Raw genomic sequence first — 16,901 nt, 5'->3', positions numbered from 1 at the left:
GCACAGCGACGCCTGGCACGATGGCAGGGTGACCGCACCGCTGACACCGCCACCCCATCAGCCCCCGCACAACAACGGGCACAGCAACCCTTGGCAGGCCCCCGACCCCATGACCGGACATCTGCCCCCCGCGCCCGCCGCCCCGCAGGAGCACGAGGAGGACGGCCCCGGGCTGCGCGCCGAGCTCAAAGAGGCCGTGGCCGTGACGGTCGCCGTCGCCGTGGTGGGGCTCGCGCTCGGCGCGCTGTGGTTGTGGCTCGCGCCCCGGGTGCCGCTGGTCTCGGACGCGTCGGCGGTCTACCTCAAGGACACCGAGGGCGAGCAGGCGATCGGCATCGACGGAACGTTTGCCCTGCTCGGGCTCGTGTTCGGCGCCGTCACCGGCGCCGCCGTGTTCCTGTGGCGCAGGCGCGGGGGCGTTCCACTGGTTGTCGGGTTGGCGCTGGGCAGTCTGCTCGGCGGGGTGCTCGCCTGGCGGTTCGGCGTCTGGCTCGGGCCCGCGCAGAACGTCGCCGCGCACGCCAAGGCGGTCGGCAAGGGCGTGGTGTTCGACGCCCCCCTGGAGCTGAACGCCAAGGGGGCGCTGCTCGCGTGGCCGCTCGCCGCGTTGGTGGTGCACCTGGGCCTCACCGGACTCTTCGGGCCGCGCGACCCTGACCCGTATTTCGCGACGCCGTACGGGACGCAGCACGACGGCGGACCCACGCCCACGGCATAGCGGCCGGTTGAGCGCGCGCCGACTGTCAGGCGGGCCGGCGCCCGTGGTTGGCCTTGCCCTTTTTGATCCGCCACTTCCGCTTGCGCGTCTTCTTCGACATGTTCAGGTGCTTAGTCGAAGAAGCGGGGTGCGTCGAGGGGTCACGCACGACCGACGGGTGCGAGGACCGCGTCCGTGAGCGCCGCGAGGTCCCCCGGCGCCAGCTCGACCTCAAGGCCGCGGCGCCCCGCCGAGACGCAGATCGTGGCGTGCTCGCCGGCGGAGGAGTCGATGACCGTACGCAGCTTCTTGCGCTGCCCGAGCGGCGAGATGCCACCGCGTACGTACCCGGTCGTGCGCTCCGCGAGCGCCGGATCGGCCATGGTGGCGCGCTTGCCGCCGACCGCCGCCGCGAGCGCCTTCAGGTCGAGCTGCCCCGCCACCGGCACGACGCCGACGACGAGCGCGCCGTCCACGTCCGCGACGAGCGTCTTGAACACCCGGTCCGGGGAGACACCCATCGCCTCCGCGGCCTCCTCGCCGTAACTGGCGCGCGCGGGGTCGTGCTCGTAGGAGTGGACCGTGAAATCGGTGCCGGCGGCGGTGAGCGCGACGGTCGCGGGCGTACCTCCGGACTGGCTCTGCTTCTTGGCCTTCTTCGCCAACGTGCCGTTTCCCTACGTGAATTGAGTGGACGTCAGTTGAGGCTGGTGGAATTCCGGGTGAGCTCCGTCGCCGGCAGCGAGGGCAGATGGCGGATGATCGCCGTCTCCGCGCGCAGCAGCGTCAGCTCCTCGCGCAGCCGGGACGCCACGTCGCCGGCCTCCAGCAGCCGCTGCTTCGTCGGTACGTCGAGGACCGCGGCCGCCGCGACCAGGTACGACACCACCGACGGCTCGTCCGGCAGCTCCGCGCCCGTCGTCAGCGAGCGCTCACGGGCGCCCGCGAGACGCTTCTGGTACGAGCGGAACGCGCGCAGCACGCCCTCCGCGAGGGCGCCCGCCTCCTCGCCGTCCTCCTCGGGCAGCTCCTCCACCTCGGCCGTCAGATACGGGCCCGAGGCGTCGACCGAGTGCAGCTTCACCCGGCGCGTGCCGGTGGCGAGCACCTCGAAGCTGCCGTCCGCGCGCTCCCTGATCGTCGCGGCGTCCGCGATGCAGCCGACGGCGTGGAAGGACGCGATCGGGTCGTCGCCGAAGCCCGCGGCCGGGCCCGCGCCCGCCTCCTTCGTGGTCACCTCGTTCGGCATGCCGGACGAGGTGGGCGCCACCTCGTGGCCGTCGCGGATCGCGACGACCACGAACTGGCGGGGCTCCTCCGAGGTGGACGGTTCGGTGTCGGGCTCCGACGGATCGTCGGGCGACGCCTTCAACAGATCGCGCATCATGGCGCGATAGCGCTCCTCGAATACGTTCAGCGGGAGCACGAGTCCCGGGAACAGCACCGAGTTGAGCGGGAACAGCGGAAGTCGGACGGTGGTCACGTCGGTCAAGCGTAATGGTCGTCGGAGCGGACCGGTCCGCCGCGCAGCGGCATCGCCGCCGCGACTTCAAGGCGGACCTGTCCGCGCAGCTCCATGAAATGGCCCAGCGGGTCGTCCGTGAGCCGGTCCCAGGGGAACGATGTCGCGTACGGGCCGATGAGCCGCAGCTGGTCGAGAGCGTCCTCCCAGCGTCCGAGTTCGACCAGTACGCAGGTCAGCAGGTTGCGCACCTCGGCGGGCCAGGGATCCGCGGGCTCGTACGAGCGGGAGAGCTTCGCGGCGAGGTCGGCGGCGGCGTCGAGGCGGGCGTGGGGGATGCCGGTGTGCGGGGCGCCGGAGGTCAGATAGGCGAGGGCCGCGCGGGCCGGGAGCGCCTGGAGGAGCGAGCCCGGCAGGGCGTCCTGCGCGGCGCGCTCCGCGAAGTCGAAGCACTCCTTGTGCGAGCCGTACCAGGCGGCCGACAGATAGCGCAGGGCCGCGACGTGGCAGCCGTAGTGGTGCGGGGAGCGGCGCACCGCCCGCGCCCACAGCTGCTCGAACTCGGTGTGCGGGGCGTTGGTGCCGCGGGCGTGGTCGAGGGCGATGCGCCAGGGGACCGGGTCGCGGGGGTCGGACTCGGCCGCGGCGAGGATCAGCGGGGTGACCTCGCGCAGCAGCTCGGCGTGGGCGGGCGCGGCGAGGGCGCGGGTGACGGCGAGTTCGGCCTTGACCAGGAGCAGGTCGGGGTCGTGCGGCGAGGCCTCCTGCCAGGCCTCGAACCACTCCGGGCGGGCGGCGGCGAACGCGGCGAGGCGTTGCACTGCGCGGTCCCGGTTCTCCCACTCGGCGGCGTCGCGGGTCAGGGCGAGGGCCTTCGCGGCGGGGCCGTGGTCGCCGCGGCCCGCGGCCACGAGGGCGGGGGCGAGGCGGTCGTCCGGGGCGTCGAGCAGCAGCTCCTCGTCCGGGGGGAGGCCGAGGCCCAGGGCGGAGGTGTGGCGGAGCATGCGGGTGGTGCGGATCAGAGCGCGCAGGAATGGCACGGTGGGATGACGGTCGGGGCGGCCGGAAGGTTGCACGGGCTGCGCCGCTCTTTGCCGTGTCGTGGCCTGAGCCGCCGTGATCGGTGCGCGGCACCGGGGCTTCGGGGCTCTGCCCCGGACCCCGCGCCTCAAACGCCGGCGGGGCTGGAAATACCAATCGCCGGTGGGGCTTGATCTATCAAGCCTCGCCGGCGATTGAGGCGATCTTTCAAGCCCCTGCGGCGTTTGAGCAGCGGGGTCCGGGGCGGAGCCCCGTGGCCGGGGGACGGTCGACCGTTAGTTCCTGCGGAGCAGGCGTGTTGCGCCCGCCGCCACCGTCGTGGCCAGGGTCCAGCCCAGGAGGACCAGGATCGCGGAGGCCCACTGCCAGGTTCCGCTGAGTTGCCAGCTCGCGGCCTGGCCGAGGTCGATGACGGGGAGGAGCAGGTCCAGGGTGAAGAGGGCCGGGTCCCAGACCGGGCCCTCGCCGGGCTTGATGCGCGGGTGCGGGGCCTGGGAGAAGACGACCGCGCTGAGCGCCCAGAGGACCGCCATCCACAGCGCGGCCCGCCCCGGCCGGTACCCGTACGCCACCGTCCAGTCCTGGACGTAGCCCCACACCTTCGCCGCGATCGGCAGCGTCTCGCGCCGCCTGCGCTGCTTGGCGAGCAGCACCTCGCGCGCGTCGGAGTCCTCGCCGCTGCCCCGCAGCACCGTCGCCAGACACTCGTACGGCTCCGGGCTGTACTCGGGTGTCGCGGCGGCGAGCCAGTCGAGGCGGCGGGCGAGGGGGAAGGAGCCGGACGGGATGAGGTTCTCGTACTGGAAACCGCCGAGGCGGAGCTGGCCGGGACCCGGCCAGCTGGTCGACCTGTCGACCAGGTTCGTCGTCCGCGCGCCCGACAGCACGATCCGCCCGCGCTCCGGCTTGTCGCAGAGGAAGCGCAGCTCCGGGGTCTGGATGCGGCGCATCGAGACCTCCTGCTCGTTCTCCATCGTGAAGTGCGCCGAGTCCAGGTCGACCGCGTCGCCGAACCGGCCGTCGTCGAGCCGCACCCCGCCCACGCATTCGAAGCGCTGCACGCGGGTGCCGCGGGCGGGCGTCCCGCCGCCGTTCTGGAGCGGGCCGCCGAGCGCGGCCGGGCCGAGGTACAGCGTCCGCTCGACCGACATCTGCGGAGCGTTCAGGGCGCGGCGGCCCTGCGTATGGCTCAGCCGGGCGCCCCGCAGCGACAGCGAGACGCCCACCGTCGCGCCGCGCAGGCTCAGCTCGCCGTGCGTCTCCAGCAGTTCGGCCTGGAGGTCCTGGCCGACCGTGAGCCCGTCCGCCATGATCGACTTTCCGCGCCGGTCGCTGAACACGACGGCCTGGTTGAGCAGCAGGTCCGTGCCGATGTGCGCGTCCGTGAGCCGGACCCCGTTGTGGAAGCGGCAGCGGGCGAGGTGCAGATCGCCCTCCGTGTGGATGCGCGCGCCCTCCAGGCGGGGCACCGAGCAGTCGATGAGCCGCACCGTCGTGAAGTGCGCCTCCGGGAGGAGCACCTCCTTCTCGAAGCGGCAGCCCTTCATCTCCACGTACGGGACGACGTTGCCGCCCGCGAGATCGAACACATCCGTGATCTGTACGCCCTGGAGCTTGAGCGAGGAGACCCGGCCGTCGAGGGCCGGCGGGCCCGCCAGCAGCAGCCACGCCACGATGCGCGCCCGCACGCTGCGCTCCGGCCCCCAGGGGTGGCCGCCGTGCGGATCGTCCCGCGCGCCGTCCCCTGAGCGCAGGTCGTAGACGCTTCCGTTGCGGAACGCCTGCCACATCCCGACCTCAGTGGCGGTCAGCTCGTCCGGCACGTCCCCGTTGCCGTTGCCGGTCGTACCCTCGACCACGCCTGCTCTGCCTCCCCCGTGCGACCGCTGGTTCGTACAACCGGTCATGCCCGCTGTGTGACCGTCTGAACGCCGGTGGTCAGGTCGCCTGCCGCGATATCAGCCACTGATACGGGGCGCCGAGCGTAAACCCGCATCTGAGAGAATTGTTCTGTGATCTCTCGAATCGATCTGCGCGGCGCCGCCCTCCCCGAGGGCCAGGCCCTGCGCTCGCTGCTGCCCCGAGCCGACTTCGACGTTTCGGCCGCCCTGGAGAAGGTGCGTCCGATCTGCGAGGACGTGCATCATCGTGGCGACGCGGCGCTGATCGAGTACGGGGAGAAATTCGACGGAGTGAAGCTGGAAGCCGTACGGGTTCCTGCCGAGGCCATCGACAAGGCGCTCGCCGATCTCGACCCTGCCGTGCGCGCCGCCCTGGAGGAGTCCATCCGCCGGGCCCGCACCGTCCACCGCGAGCAGCGCCGGAGCAGCCACACGACGCAGGTCGCGCCGGGCGGTTCCGTCACCGAGAAGTGGGTGCCGGTCGAGCGCGTCGGCCTGTACGCGCCGGGGGGCCGGTCCGTCTACCCCTCGTCCGTGATCATGAACGCGGTGCCGGCGCAGGAGGCGGGCGTCGAGTCCGTCGCGCTGGCCTCGCCTCCGCAGAAGGACTTCGGCGGCCTGCCGCACCCCACGATCCTCGCCGCGTGCGCGCTGCTCGGCGTCGACGAGGTGTACGCGGTCGGCGGCGCCCAGGCCGTCGCCATGTACGCGTACGGCACCGAGTCCTGCGCCGCGGCGAACATGGTGACCGGACCCGGCAACGTCTGGGTGGCCGCCGCCAAGCGCTACTTCACGGGCCGCATCGGCATCGACGCCGAGGCGGGCCCCACCGAGATCGCGGTCCTGGCCGACGCGACGGCCGACCCGGTGCACGTCGCCTCCGACCTGATCAGCCAGGCCGAGCACGACCCGCTGGCCGCGGCTGTGCTCGTCACCGACTCCGAGGAGCTGGCCGCCGCCGTCGAGCGGGAGCTGGAGCCGCAGGTCGCCGCCTCCAAGCACGTCGAGGACCGGATCGTGCCCGCCCTCAAGGGGCAGCAGTCCGCGATCGTCCTCGTCGACTCGCTGGACGACGGCCTCAAGGTCGTCGACGCGTACGGGGCCGAGCACCTGGAGATCCAGACCGCAGACGCCTCCGCCGTGGCCCAGCGCGTCAAGAACGCGGGCGCGATCTTCGTCGGCCCGTGGGCGCCCGTCTCCCTCGGTGACTACGCGGCCGGGTCCAACCACGTGCTGCCGACGGGCGGCTGTGCCTGCCACTCGTCCGGCCTGTCCGTCCAGTCGTTCCTGCGCGGCATCCACATCGTCGACTACACGAAGGACGCCCTCGCCGAGGTCGCGTCCACCGTGGTGACGCTCGCCGACGCAGAGGACCTGCCGGCGCACGGCGCAGCGATCAAGGCCCGTTTCGGGTGGAAGGTGCCGCAGAGCAAGTGAGCGAGCGAGTGACCAGGATCGACGACCTTCCCGTACGCGAGGAACTGCGCGGCAAGTCCCCTTACGGGGCGCCCCAGTTGGACGTCGCCGTACGCCTCAACACGAACGAGAACCCGTACCCGCTGCCCGAGCCCCTCGTGCGGCGGATCGCCGAGCGCGTCGCCGACGAGGCCCGGCACCTCAACCGCTACCCGGACCGGGACGCGGTCGAGTTGCGCACGGAGCTCGCCGCGTACCTGACCCGTACGACCGGCCACGAGGTCACGTACGAGCAGGTGTGGGCGGCCAACGGGTCGAACGAGGTGCTCCAGCAGCTCCTCCAGGCCTTCGGCGGCCCCGGCCGGCTCGCGCTCGGCTTCGAGCCCTCGTACTCGATGCACCCGCTGCTCGCCCGCGGCACCAACACCGGCTGGGTGAGCGCCCCGCGGTGCGAGGACTACTCCCTCGATGTACCGGCCGCCGTCGAGGCGATCCGGACGCACAAGCCGCACGTCGTTTTCATCACCAGCCCCAACAACCCCACCGGCAACGCGGTCGCGGCCGAGGACGTCCTCGCGCTGTACGAGGCCGCCGGGCGGGACGCGATGGTGATCGTCGACGAGGCGTACACCGAGTTCAGCCACGGCACCTCGCTGCTGTCGCTCATCGAGGGCCGCCCGAACCTCGTCGTCTCGCGGACGATGTCCAAGGCCTTCGGCGCGGCCGGGCTGCGGCTCGGCTACCTCGCCGCCGACCCGGCCGTGGTCGACGCCGTCCAACTGGTGCGGCTGCCCTACCACTTGTCGGCCGTGAACCAGGCGACGGCGCTCGCCGCCCTGGAGTACACCGACACACTGCTCCAGTATGTGGAGCAGCTGAAGGCCGAACGCGACCGTGTCGTCGGCGAGTTGGAGGGGCTCGGCTTCGATGTCACCGTCGCCGACGCCAACTTCATCCAGTTCGGCGTCTTCGCGGACCCGCACGCCGTGTGGCAGTTCATCCTCGACCGCGGCGTCCTCATCCGTGACAACGGAGTCCCGGGGCGCCTGCGGGTGACCGTCGGCACCCCCGAAGAGAACGACGCGTTCCTGGACGCGGCACGCGAAGTGAAAAAGGACCGAATGAACAGTCAGGAGCGGGGCGCATGAGCCGCGTAGGACGCGTAGAGCGCACGACCAAGGAGACCTCGGTCCTCGTCGAGATCGACCTCGACGGCACCGGAAAGGTCGATGTGGCGACCGGGGTCGGCTTCTACGACCACATGCTCGACCAGCTCGGCAAGCACGGCCTTTTCGACCTCACGGTGAAGACCGAGGGCGATCTGCACATCGACTCGCACCACACCATCGAGGACTCCGCCCTCGCGCTCGGCGCCGCCTTCAAGCAGGCGCTCGGCGACAAGATCGGCATCTACCGGTTCGGCAACTGCACGGTCCCGCTGGACGAGTCCCTTGCACAGGTGACCGTCGACCTGTCGGGCCGCCCGTACCTCGTGCACACCGAGCCCGAGAAGATGGCGCCGATGATCGGCGAGTACGACACGACGATGACCCGGCACATCCTGGAGTCCTTCGTCGCGCAGGCCCAGATCGCGCTGCACGTCCACGTCCCGTACGGGCGCAACGCGCACCACATCGTGGAGTGCCAGTTCAAGGCCCTCGCGCGCGCCCTGCGCTACGCGAGCGAGATCGACCCGCGCGCGGCCGCCGCCGGCATCCTCCCGTCCACGAAGGGCGCGCTGTGAGCGGCCTGTCGGCAGTACTGATCTTCGTCGGCCTCTTCCTCGCCGGCGGTGCCTGGTCCTTCTGGAAGCAGAAGCTGCCCAAGGGGCTCGTGGTGCTGATGGGGATCGGTGCCGCGATGTGCCTCGTCGCCGGAGTCCTGCGGTTGGAGTGGCTCTACTGATGTCGGCCGACAAGAGCAAGAGTGTCGTCGTCTTCGACTACGGCTTCGGCAACGTGCGCTCCGCCGAGCGCGCCCTCGCCCGCGCGGGCGCCGACGTCGAGATCACCCGCGACTTCGACAGGGCCATGAACGCGGACGGGCTGCTCGTGCCCGGCGTCGGCGCGTTCGCCTCCTGCATGCAGGGCCTCAAGGACGCGCGCGGCGACTGGATCGTCGGCCGCCGTCTCGCCGGGGGCCGTCCCGTGATGGGCATCTGCGTCGGCATGCAGATCCTGTTCGCGCGCGGCATCGAGCACGGTGTGGAGGCCGAGGGCCTCGACGAGTGGCCCGGCGTCGTCGAGCCGCTCAAGGCCGATGTCGTCCCGCACATGGGCTGGAACACCGTGGACGCCCCGCAGGGCTCCCAGCTGTTCGCGGGCGTCGACACCGACGAGCGGTACTACTTCGTGCACTCGTACGCCGTGCAGAACTGGGAGCTCGAAGTCCACAACCCTTCCATGCGTGCGCCCAAGGTCACCTGGTCCACGCACGGCGGCCCGTTCGTCGCCGCCGTCGAGAACGGCGCGCTGTGGGCGACGCAGTTCCACCCCGAGAAGTCCGGCGACGCCGGAGCGCAGCTGCTGAAGAACTGGATCTCCGTACTGTGACCGTTTCCCCGAGTGCCCAGAGCAACAAGCTCGAACTCCTCCCCGCCGTCGACGTCCGCGACGGCCAGGCCGTCCGTCTCGTGCACGGCGAGTCCGGCAGCGAGACCTCCTACGGCTCCCCGCTGGAGGCTGCCCTCGCCTGGCAGCGCTCCGGCGCCGAGTGGCTGCACCTGGTCGACCTCGACGCCGCGTTCGGCACCGGCGACAACCGCGACCTGATCTCCGAGGTCGCGAGGGCCATGGACATCAAGGTGGAGCTGTCCGGCGGCATCCGCGACGACGACTCGCTCGCCGCCGCCCTCGCCACCGGCGCCACCCGCGTCAACATCGGCACCGCCGCCCTGGAGGACCCCGAGTGGGTCGCCAAGATCATCGCCGAGCACGGCGACAAGATCGCGGTCGGCCTCGACGTCCGCGGCACGACGCTGCGCGGCCGCGGCTGGACCCGCGACGGCGGCGACCTGTACGAGACCCTGGAGCGCCTCAACTCCGAGGGCTGCTCCCGGTACGTCGTCACGGACATCGCCAAGGACGGCACGCTCCAGGGCCCGAACCTGGAGCTGCTGCGCAACGTCTGCTCGGCGACGGACCGCCCCGTCGTGGCCTCCGGCGGCGTCTCGTCCCTCGACGATCTGCGCGAGATCGCGGCGCTCGTCCCGCTCGGCGTTGAGGGCTCCATCGTCGGCAAGGCGCTGTACGCCAAGGCGTTCACGCTGGAAGAGGCGCTGGAGGCGGTGTCCGCGACATGAGCCTCGCGGTACGCGTCATCCCCTGCCTCGACGTGGACAACGGCCGCGTCGTCAAGGGCGTCAACTTCCAGAACCTGCGCGACGCGGGCGACCCCGTCGAGATGGCGAAGGTCTACGACGCCGAGGGCGCCGACGAGTTGACCTTCCTGGACATCACCGCGTCCTCCGGCAACCGCGAGACCACGTACGACGTGGTGCGCCGCACCGCCGAGCAGGTCTTCATCCCGCTCACGGTCGGCGGCGGCGTGCGCACCGCCGAGGACGTGGACAAGCTGCTGCGCGCCGGTGCGGACAAGGTGGGGGTCAACACCGCCGCGATCGCCCGCCCGGACCTGATCCGCGAGATCGCCGAGCGCTTCGGCCGCCAGGTGCTCGTCCTGTCCGTGGACGCGCGCCGCACCCAGTCCGGCTCCTTCGAGGTCACGACGCACGGCGGGCGCAAGTCCGCGGGCATAGACGCCGTCGAATGGGCGCACCAGGCCGCCGAGTTGGGCGCGGGCGAGATCCTGCTCAACTCGATGGACGCCGACGGCACCAAGGACGGCTACGACATCGAGATGATCGAGGCCGTCCGCAAGCACGTGTCGGTGCCGGTGATCGCGTCGGGCGGCGCGGGCCGCCTCGACCACTTCCCGCCGGCCGTCGCCGCGGGCGCGGACGCGGTGCTCGCCGCCTCCGTCTTCCACTTCGGCGATCTGCGCATCGGCGAGGTCAAGGACACGCTGCGCGCGGCGGGGCACCCCGTCCGCTGAGGCGGAGTGCTCAACTGCCTTACGAGACCGGTGATTTCGCCGATGCGGACGCGGCGGTACCGGCGCCACCGTGGTCGCTGTCAGTGACCACGGCGGCGCCCTCGGGACGGGCTCCGCCCTTCCGAGAGGAACCCGTCATCGTGCAGCAGCACAGAAGTGCGGCGCCCCCCGTGCACGCCGGGCGAGCCGTGAGCACGTTCCGAACCCGCCTCATCCGTACGGGACTTGCCACCCTGCTGGCCCTCGGCGGCCTCGCCACCCAGCAGGCCCTGACCGCAGAGGCGGCCGAGAACCCCTACGAGCGCGGCCCCGCCCCGACCGTCTCCAGCATCGAGGCCTCGCGCGGCTCCTACGCCGTCTCGCAGGCCAACGTGTCCTCGCTGAGCGTGAGCGGCTTCGGCGGCGGCACCATCTACTATCCGACGTCGACGGCGGACGGCACGTTCGGCGCGGTCGCGATCTCGCCGGGCTACACGGCGTACCAGTCGTCCATCGCCTGGCTGGGCCCGCGGCTCGCCTCGCAGGGCTTCGTCGTCTTCACCATCGACACCAACACCACGCTCGACCAGCCGGACAGTCGCGGCAAGCAACTCCTTTCCGCGCTCGACTACTTGACGGAGAAGAGCTCGGTGCGCAGCCGCATCGACACGAGCCGGCTCGGCGTCATGGGCCACTCCATGGGCGGCGGCGGAACGCTGGAGGCGGCCAAGAGCCGGCCCTCGCTCCAGGCGGCGATCCCGCTCACCGGCTGGAACCTCGACAAGACCTGGCCCGAGGTCAAGACCCCGACGCTCGTCGTGGGCGCCGACGGTGACACGATCGCGCCGGTGGCCTCGCACTCCGAGCCGTTCTACCAGAGCCTTTCGGGCTCGCTGGACAAGGCGTACCTGGAGCTGCGCGGAGCCACGCACTTCACGCCGAACACGTCCAACACCACGATCGCGAAGTACAGCATTTCGTGGCTCAAGCGCTTCGTGGACAACGACACCCGGTACGAGCAGTTCCTCTGCCCGCTGCCGAGTTCGAGCCTGACGATCGCGGAGTACCGGGGCAACTGCCCGCACACGTCGTGACGTTCTGAGATCTGTGCGCCGCGACAGCGTACGCACGCGCCGGTTGGGTTCCTGCCCAACCGGCGCTGTGCGTGCGACGGTTCGCGACTAGCGTGCGGCAAGTGAGCGGAAGAACCGTCCTGTTGCTTGCCGCCGCCGCGTACGAGGCCGACCCCGAGGGGCCCGGTGTCGACGCGGGGCTCGTGCTGCGGGCGGCCGAGGCCGCCGGGCTCGGCGCGGACGCCCTGGACGCGGCCGAACGGGCGGGCCTGCGCCGCGGGCCCGACGGCCGTCTCCACCTCCCCGGCCGGCGTCGCCTGTACGGGGCCGTGCGGCCGGAACGGCGCAGAGCCGCACACCAGTTGCTCGCCGCCGCGGCGACGGGCTCGGCGGCGCTGCTGCACCGGCTGCTCGGCGCGGCCTACCCGGACCCGGAGCTCGGCGCGGAACTCGCCGCGGCGGAAGGCGCCTCGCACGGCGAACGCACCACGGCGCTCACCCACGCGGCACGGCTCGCGGACGACCCGATGGACCGCGCCGAGCGCCTGGTCGCGGCAGCGGACCACGCCCGCCTCGCGGGCCGCCCGCACCGGGCACGTGAACTCCTCGACGAGGTGGGCGACTTGGCGGGGCGGGGCGTCGTGTGGAGCTGCGCCGCGCCTGCCTCGGGTGCCGCGCGGGGGTGTGCCGCGCTGGTCCCGGATGCCGTGCGGGGCGGCGGCGCGCTGGTCACGGATTCCGTACGGAGTTGCGGCGCGCTTGAGGTGGGTGGTCTGCGAGGGCGGGTCGCTCTGGTTCGTGGTCTCCTCGCGTTGCGCGACGGGCCGGTGGCGGACGCCCGTGAGTCGCTGCTGCTGGCGGCTCACCTCTGTCCCGAACCGGTCTCCCTCGAAGCCCGCCTCGGCGCGGCGGAGGCCTCATGGGCCGTGGGCGACGCCGACGGGTATCTGCAGGCGGCAGGGCCGACCGGGGGCCCGTGGCGTGCCGGAGCCCTGGGCGGCGGCCGGGGGGTTGCGGAGGACGCCGCCCGCTCCGCCCGCGACTACCGGGACGGCATGGCCGCGTCGCTGGGGGAGCGGGCCGGGGTGGGGCGGGTCGCGTTGCGGCGGGTCGTGGCGCGGTCGGCAGGGGAGCGGGAGCCGGGTGCGCTGCTGCTGGCCGGGGCCGCCGCCCTGGTCGCCGGGGACGTCGACGCGGCGTGCCGCCTGGGCAGCCGTGCGCTCGCCGCCGCGCGGGACCGGGACGCGGGGGTCGAACTGCCGCGCGCCCTGGAGCTGTTGGCCTACGGTGAGCTGCGCTCCGGGCGGCACGCCCGCGCTCGCGTCCATGCCGAGGAGGGGGTGCGGGCCGCGCTCGTCGCGGGGCAGCGCAACGTGCTCGCGCACCAGCATGCCGTCCTTGCCCTCGTCGCCTCGCTCGACCGCGACATCGGCACCGTCGCCCGCCATGCCGCCGCCGCGCAGGACATCGCGGGCCTGCACGGTCTCGTACAGGCCGCGACCCTCGCGCAATGGGCCCTGGCCCGCGCCGATCTGGCGCGCGGCGACGCGGCGCGGGCCGCCGCCCGGCTCGGCCCGCTCGTCGGACCCGGGCCCCGTCGCGGTCACTTCGCCGTGCGGATGCTCGCCGTCCCGTGCCTGGTGGAAGCCGCCGTCCTCGCGGGGGAGCCGGACGGGGCGCGGGTCGCGGTCGAGGAGTTCTCGGTGTGGGCCGAGCGCGGCTACGACCCGCTCGGTCCGGCCCAACTGGCGCGCTGCCAAGCCCTGTTGGCGTGGAGAGACCCTGCCACCGCCGAGCCCCGCTTCGACGAGGCCCTCGACCGCCACGAGCACGCGGGCGGCGACTTCGAACGGGCCCGCACCCTCGCCCTCTACGGCAAGTGGCTGCGCCGCACCCGACGCCCGGCGCGTGCCCGTACGTTGCTGCGCGATGCCCTCGTGGCCTTCGAGCGGTGCGGGGCCTCGGTCTGGGTCGGGCAGGTGGCGGCCGAGCTGCGGGCCACGGGCGAGTCGCCGGATGACGTCGAACCTCCGGGCAGACTTGCGGAGTTGACGCCGCAGCAGTTGCGGATCGCCCGCTGCGTCGCGACGGGTGACACCAACCGCGAGGTCGCCCGCCGGCTCTCGGTGAGCCCCCGCACGGTGGACCACCACCTGCGCAACGTCTTCGACCGGCTGGGTGTCCGCTCCCGCGTCGAACTGACCCGACTGGTGGACCGCACGGAGGCGGCGGGACGCCCCTGAATGCCCCACCCCACCCCTTCCCGAAAGTCCTGCCGGACGGGCCTGCTCAATCGCCGCAGGGGCTTGATGGATCAAGCGGAGCCCCGTGGCGTGAGGGGGTACACCTGCACGTTTGTCGCTAGGGCTGGAGACCGACCAGACGGTATGTCATTCTGCGGACTCGTGAGCCGAGCCGTGGAGGACCGCCATGCCCGCGCATCTCGTACGTCCCCGACCCCCCGCACGGGCCGGCGCCGGTTCGGACGCGGTCGCCGTCCTGCGCCGCGCCGCACGACCGCTCCTCGGCCAACTGCCCACGCTCACCGACCGGTTGGCGGCGCAGCTGTACGAGCAGGAGCCGGTCTACCGCGCCGTCCTCGACACCGACCCCGGCGACGTACGCGCGGAGATCCAGCGTTCGCTGCGGCACAGCGTCGCCTCGCTGCTCGACCCCGCGCGCAACCGGGACGCCGCCCGCGTCTGCTCCGCCCGGATCGGCGCCGCCCGCGCCGCCCGCGGGTTTCCGCTCGACGCCGTGTCGCACGCCTTCCGGCTCGGCGGCGCCCTGGTCTGGCAGGCGCTCGTCGACGAGGTGACCCTGCGTCATCCCGAGGACGCGCACCTGCTCGTCCATCTCGCCGTCGACGTGTGGAATTACGTCGACGAGCACTGTGCGCACGTCGCCGCGTCCTACCGCCGCGCCGAGCGCGAACTCACCTGGCGGCGCGAGAACCGGCGCAGAATCATGGCCGCGGCCCTCCTCGACGGCGCGATCCGCATCGCCGACCTGCCGGACGCCGCCACCGCGCTCGACCTGCCGGAAAGCGGCCGGTACGCGGTGCTCACCGCCGCCGGCGGCAGCCGGGGCGCGCCGCGGCCCACCCTGCCGGGTGCCGTACGGGCCGTGTGGCACACCGCCGCCGAGGCCGACCGCGCCATCGTCGACCTCGGGGGCCTTGACGCGCCTGACATGCCTCAACTCGCCGCCGTGCTACGGGAGTTCTGTCACCGCAGACCCGGCCTGCGCGTCGGCATCAGCCCCGCCGTCGAAGGGCTCGCCGCCGTGGGCGGCGCCCGGCGGCTCGCCGAGACCGCGCTGCGCATCTGCCCGGAGGGCGGCGGCACCGTACTCCTGGACGAGCAACTGCCCGCCGCGCTCGTCGCCGCCGCGCCCGCGCTCGGCCGGATCCTCGCCGACCGTGTGCTCGGCCCACTGCTCGCCCTGCCGCCGGCCGACCGGACCCTGCTGCTCGACACCCTGACGGCCTGGCTGGACTGCGACGGCTCGGCGCAGCGCGCCGCCACCCGCCTCTACTGCCACCGCAACACCGTCCTGAACCGGCTGCGCCGCTGCGAACAGCTCACGGGCCGCAGCCTCGCCCGCCCCGCCGACCTGGTGGAACTGGGCCTCGCCCTCAGCGCGCACCGGCTTCAGGCGCAGGCGGTCAGAGCCCCAGCGCCTTCGTCTCGGTGAGCCGGTCGACCGCCGACTTCTCGCCGTCCATCTCCACGTCCGCCGCCTCCTGCCGGCCGAACACGAACATCACCAGCTCCGAGGGCGCACCCGTCACCGTGACCACGGGAGCGCCGCGGTGGGCCACCGCCGTCTGGCCGTCGGGGCGGCGCAGCACCAGGCCGACGGGCGCCTTGCGGCCCATCACCCGCGCCATCCGCTCCAGGCGCGACCACAGGACGTCGGCGAAGACCGGATCGAGCTCGCGCGGCGTCCAGTCGGGCTGCGCACGGCGTACGTCCTCGGTGTGGACGTAGAACTCGATCGCGTTCGACGCCTCGTCGATCTGCTTCAGCGAGAACGGCGAGAAGCGCGGCGGCCCGGTGCGGATCAGCTGGATCAGCTCTTCGTACGGCTTCTCCGCGAACTCGGCCTGCACCCGTTCCAGGCGCGACGCGAGCTGTTTGACGAGGAGGCCGCCCGCGGCGTCCGGGCGGCGCTCGCGCACCACCACGTGCGCCGCGAGGTCCCGGGCGTTCCAGCCCTCACACAGGGTGGGGGCGTCGGGGCCCGACGCCTCCAACAGATCGGCTAGCAGAAGTCGTTCACGCTTGGCATGGGTCGACATGCCGCCAGCCTACGACCGGCCGTGCCACACCGGACAGTGGACGTCCGGCTCGGCGCGGCACAATGGTCCGTATGACCAGCGCGCCGGAACCCATCAGCAGCCTCGACCCGGCCATCGCCGCCCGCCTCAAGCGCAGCGCCGACGGCCTGATCCCCGCCATCGCCCAGCAGTACGACACCGGCGAGGTGCTCATGCTCGGCTGGATGGACGACGAGGCGCTGCACCGCACCCTGACCACGGGACGCTGCACGTACTGGTCGCGCAGCCGCCAGGAGTACTGGGTCAAGGGCGACACCTCCGGTCACTTCCAGCACGTGAAGTCGGTCGCCCTCGACTGCGACGCCGACACCGTGCTCGTGAAGGTCGACCAGGTGGGCGCCGCCTGCCACACCGGAGCCCGCACCTGCTTCGACCGCGACGAACTGCCGATCAGCGACAGCGCAGCGTGATCTCCTGACCGTCCCGGAAGACGATCCGGGCCGGGTCCCCGGCCACCGGGGCGCCGTCGACCTCGGCGCGGCACGTGGGACGCACGCCCCACTCCGTGAGGAACTGGCCGAGCGTGAAGTCCCGCCACTGGGCCGACTCCACGTGCACGGTGCCGCTGGTGTCGTGCGTGTGCAGCGGGCTGTACCGGGGCTTCGCGCCGGAGCGGTCGATGCCGATGTCGGCGGGCACGGTCACCTGGCGACCGCCCGCGTACACGGTCAGGTGCGGGTGGATGTGCATGGTCAGCTTCTCGGAGTCGAGCATCTTCAGGCCCGCGGCCTCGACCCGCGCCTCGACGTCTCGGGGAGCGGGCGCGGCCCAGTCACCGGAGGCGGAAGCAGGGACGGGCGCGGCGCCGGTCAGCGCGGTCACGGCGACGGCGGCGAGGGCGATCCCGGACAGGGCGCTCGCGATGCGGGGGTTTCGGTGGCTCTTGTTCTTCGTCACCGCTCCCTTCTAGCGGGACGCCGTCCACCCCTCGACCAGG

General features: G+C 72.6%; 19 protein-coding genes. 12 read left to right on the top strand and 7 right to left on the bottom strand.

Features of this window, described 5'->3' with window-relative positions:
* Window positions 1-28 precede the first annotated feature (28 nt).
* Window positions 29-718 carry a DUF2567 domain-containing protein gene (locus ABT004_RS13335; RefSeq protein WP_351335227.1) on the top strand — a complete coding sequence of 230 codons (690 nt, stop codon included), beginning with the start codon at window positions 29-31 and terminating at the stop codon, window positions 716-718.
* 25 nt (window positions 719-743) lie between these two features.
* On the opposite strand, the gene ABT004_RS36385 is transcribed toward ABT004_RS13335, so the two are convergent.
* From ABT004_RS36385 to ABT004_RS13315, 5 genes are all read right to left on the bottom strand, one after another.
* Window positions 744-818, bottom strand: coding sequence for a hypothetical protein (locus ABT004_RS36385; RefSeq protein WP_465270599.1), 75 nt, complete (start codon window positions 816-818; stop codon window positions 744-746).
* A 40-nt stretch (window positions 819-858) separates the two neighbouring features.
* Window positions 859-1,362, bottom strand: coding sequence for a Cys-tRNA(Pro) deacylase (gene ybaK / locus ABT004_RS13330; RefSeq protein WP_351335225.1), 504 nt, complete (start codon window positions 1,360-1,362; stop codon window positions 859-861).
* Between the two features lie 32 nt (window positions 1,363-1,394).
* Window positions 1,395-2,180 carry an LON peptidase substrate-binding domain-containing protein gene (locus ABT004_RS13325; RefSeq protein WP_351335222.1) on the bottom strand — a complete coding sequence of 262 codons (786 nt, stop codon included), beginning with the start codon at window positions 2,178-2,180 and terminating at the stop codon, window positions 1,395-1,397.
* Between the two features lie 5 nt (window positions 2,181-2,185).
* Window positions 2,186-3,163, bottom strand: a complete 978-nt coding sequence (locus ABT004_RS13320; protein ID WP_451189617.1) for a hypothetical protein — start codon at window positions 3,161-3,163, stop codon at window positions 2,186-2,188.
* A gap of 312 nt (window positions 3,164-3,475) precedes the next feature.
* Window positions 3,476-5,059, bottom strand: coding sequence for an oxidoreductase (locus tag ABT004_RS13315; RefSeq protein ID WP_351335218.1), 1,584 nt, complete (start codon window positions 5,057-5,059; stop codon window positions 3,476-3,478).
* Between the two features lie 153 nt (window positions 5,060-5,212).
* Here ABT004_RS13315 and hisD point away from each other — a divergent pair, with 153 nt between their 5' ends.
* From hisD to ABT004_RS13265, 10 genes are all read left to right on the top strand, one after another.
* Window positions 5,213-6,538: a histidinol dehydrogenase gene (gene hisD / locus ABT004_RS13310; RefSeq protein WP_351335216.1), complete on the top strand. Its 1,326-nt coding sequence runs from the start codon at window positions 5,213-5,215 to the stop codon at window positions 6,536-6,538.
* 8 nt (window positions 6,539-6,546) lie between these two features.
* The gene (locus tag ABT004_RS13305) at window positions 6,547-7,665 is read left to right on the top strand and encodes a histidinol-phosphate transaminase (protein ID WP_451189614.1); all 1,119 of its coding nucleotides are present in this window, start codon (window positions 6,547-6,549) and stop codon (window positions 7,663-7,665) included.
* Window positions 7,662-8,261 carry an imidazoleglycerol-phosphate dehydratase HisB gene (gene hisB, locus ABT004_RS13300; RefSeq protein WP_351335212.1) on the top strand — a complete coding sequence of 200 codons (600 nt, stop codon included), beginning with the start codon at window positions 7,662-7,664 and terminating at the stop codon, window positions 8,259-8,261. The genes ABT004_RS13305 and hisB overlap by 4 nt, the downstream gene beginning before the upstream one ends.
* Window positions 8,258-8,422 (top strand): CG2302 family histidine operon protein, encoded by a 165-nt coding sequence (locus tag ABT004_RS13295; protein ID WP_351335210.1) that lies wholly within the window; start codon window positions 8,258-8,260, stop codon window positions 8,420-8,422. The genes hisB and ABT004_RS13295 overlap by 4 nt, the downstream gene beginning before the upstream one ends.
* Window positions 8,422-9,069: an imidazole glycerol phosphate synthase subunit HisH gene (gene hisH / locus ABT004_RS13290; protein WP_351335207.1), complete on the top strand. Its 648-nt coding sequence runs from the start codon at window positions 8,422-8,424 to the stop codon at window positions 9,067-9,069. The genes ABT004_RS13295 and hisH overlap by 1 nt, the downstream gene beginning before the upstream one ends.
* Window positions 9,066-9,818: a bifunctional 1-(5-phosphoribosyl)-5-((5-phosphoribosylamino)methylideneamino)imidazole-4-carboxamide isomerase/phosphoribosylanthranilate isomerase PriA gene (gene priA, locus ABT004_RS13285; protein WP_351335204.1), complete on the top strand. Its 753-nt coding sequence runs from the start codon at window positions 9,066-9,068 to the stop codon at window positions 9,816-9,818. The genes hisH and priA overlap by 4 nt, the downstream gene beginning before the upstream one ends.
* Entirely contained in the window at window positions 9,815-10,570 is a 756-nt protein-coding gene (gene hisF, locus ABT004_RS13280; protein ID WP_351335202.1) for an imidazole glycerol phosphate synthase subunit HisF, read from the top strand. Before priA ends, hisF begins: the two co-directional genes overlap by 4 nt.
* Before the next feature lie 188 nt (window positions 10,571-10,758).
* Entirely contained in the window at window positions 10,759-11,643 is an 885-nt protein-coding gene (bdeA, locus tag ABT004_RS13275) for a bis(hydroxyethyl) terephthalate hydrolase (protein WP_451189555.1), read from the top strand.
* A gap of 101 nt (window positions 11,644-11,744) precedes the next feature.
* Complete coding sequence (locus tag ABT004_RS13270) at window positions 11,745-13,865, top strand: LuxR C-terminal-related transcriptional regulator (protein WP_351335199.1); 2,121 nt, start codon at window positions 11,745-11,747, stop codon at window positions 13,863-13,865.
* A gap of 187 nt (window positions 13,866-14,052) precedes the next feature.
* Window positions 14,053-15,318 carry a PucR family transcriptional regulator gene (locus tag ABT004_RS13265; protein WP_351335196.1) on the top strand — a complete coding sequence of 422 codons (1,266 nt, stop codon included), beginning with the start codon at window positions 14,053-14,055 and terminating at the stop codon, window positions 15,316-15,318.
* Here ABT004_RS13265 and ABT004_RS13260 read toward each other — a convergent pair.
* Window positions 15,290-15,925 carry a TIGR03085 family metal-binding protein gene (locus ABT004_RS13260; RefSeq protein ID WP_351335193.1) on the bottom strand — a complete coding sequence of 212 codons (636 nt, stop codon included), beginning with the start codon at window positions 15,923-15,925 and terminating at the stop codon, window positions 15,290-15,292. The genes ABT004_RS13265 and ABT004_RS13260 overlap by 29 nt on opposite strands.
* Window positions 15,926-15,996: 71 nt before the next feature.
* On the opposite strand from ABT004_RS13260, the gene hisI reads away from it, so the two are divergent.
* Window positions 15,997-16,374, top strand: coding sequence for a phosphoribosyl-AMP cyclohydrolase (gene hisI, locus ABT004_RS13255; RefSeq protein WP_351335190.1), 378 nt, complete (start codon window positions 15,997-15,999; stop codon window positions 16,372-16,374).
* Here hisI and ABT004_RS13250 read toward each other — a convergent pair.
* The gene (locus ABT004_RS13250) at window positions 16,355-16,861 is read right to left on the bottom strand and encodes a hypothetical protein (RefSeq protein ID WP_351335187.1); all 507 of its coding nucleotides are present in this window, start codon (window positions 16,859-16,861) and stop codon (window positions 16,355-16,357) included. The two genes, hisI and ABT004_RS13250, sit on opposite strands and share 20 nt — an antisense overlap.
* Between the last annotated feature and the right edge of the window lie 40 nt (window positions 16,862-16,901).

Source organism: Streptomyces sp. NPDC002790 (assembly GCF_040295505.1).
In the GTDB taxonomy this organism is placed as follows: Bacteria; Actinomycetota; Actinomycetes; order Streptomycetales; family Streptomycetaceae; genus Streptomyces.
This window is presented reverse-complemented; position numbering and strand designations above follow the sequence as displayed.

Excerpts from the sequence above, each read along its gene's own strand:
- hisF (WP_351335202.1), top strand. The coding sequence starts at position 9,815 with ATGAGCCTCGCGGTACGCGTCATCCCCTGCCTCGACGTGGACAACGGC.
- hisH (WP_351335207.1), top strand. The coding sequence starts at position 8,422 with ATGTCGGCCGACAAGAGCAAGAGTGTCGTCGTCTTCGACTACGGCTTC.
- hisI (WP_351335190.1), top strand. The coding sequence starts at position 15,997 with ATGACCAGCGCGCCGGAACCCATCAGCAGCCTCGACCCGGCCATCGCC.
- ABT004_RS13265 (WP_351335196.1), top strand. The coding sequence starts at position 14,053 with ATGCCCGCGCATCTCGTACGTCCCCGACCCCCCGCACGGGCCGGCGCC.
- hisB (WP_351335212.1), top strand. The coding sequence starts at position 7,662 with ATGAGCCGCGTAGGACGCGTAGAGCGCACGACCAAGGAGACCTCGGTC.
- ABT004_RS13260 (WP_351335193.1), bottom strand. The coding sequence starts at position 15,925 with ATGTCGACCCATGCCAAGCGTGAACGACTTCTGCTAGCCGATCTGTTG.
- ABT004_RS13320 (WP_451189617.1), bottom strand. The coding sequence starts at position 3,163 with ATGCTCCGCCACACCTCCGCCCTGGGCCTCGGCCTCCCCCCGGACGAG.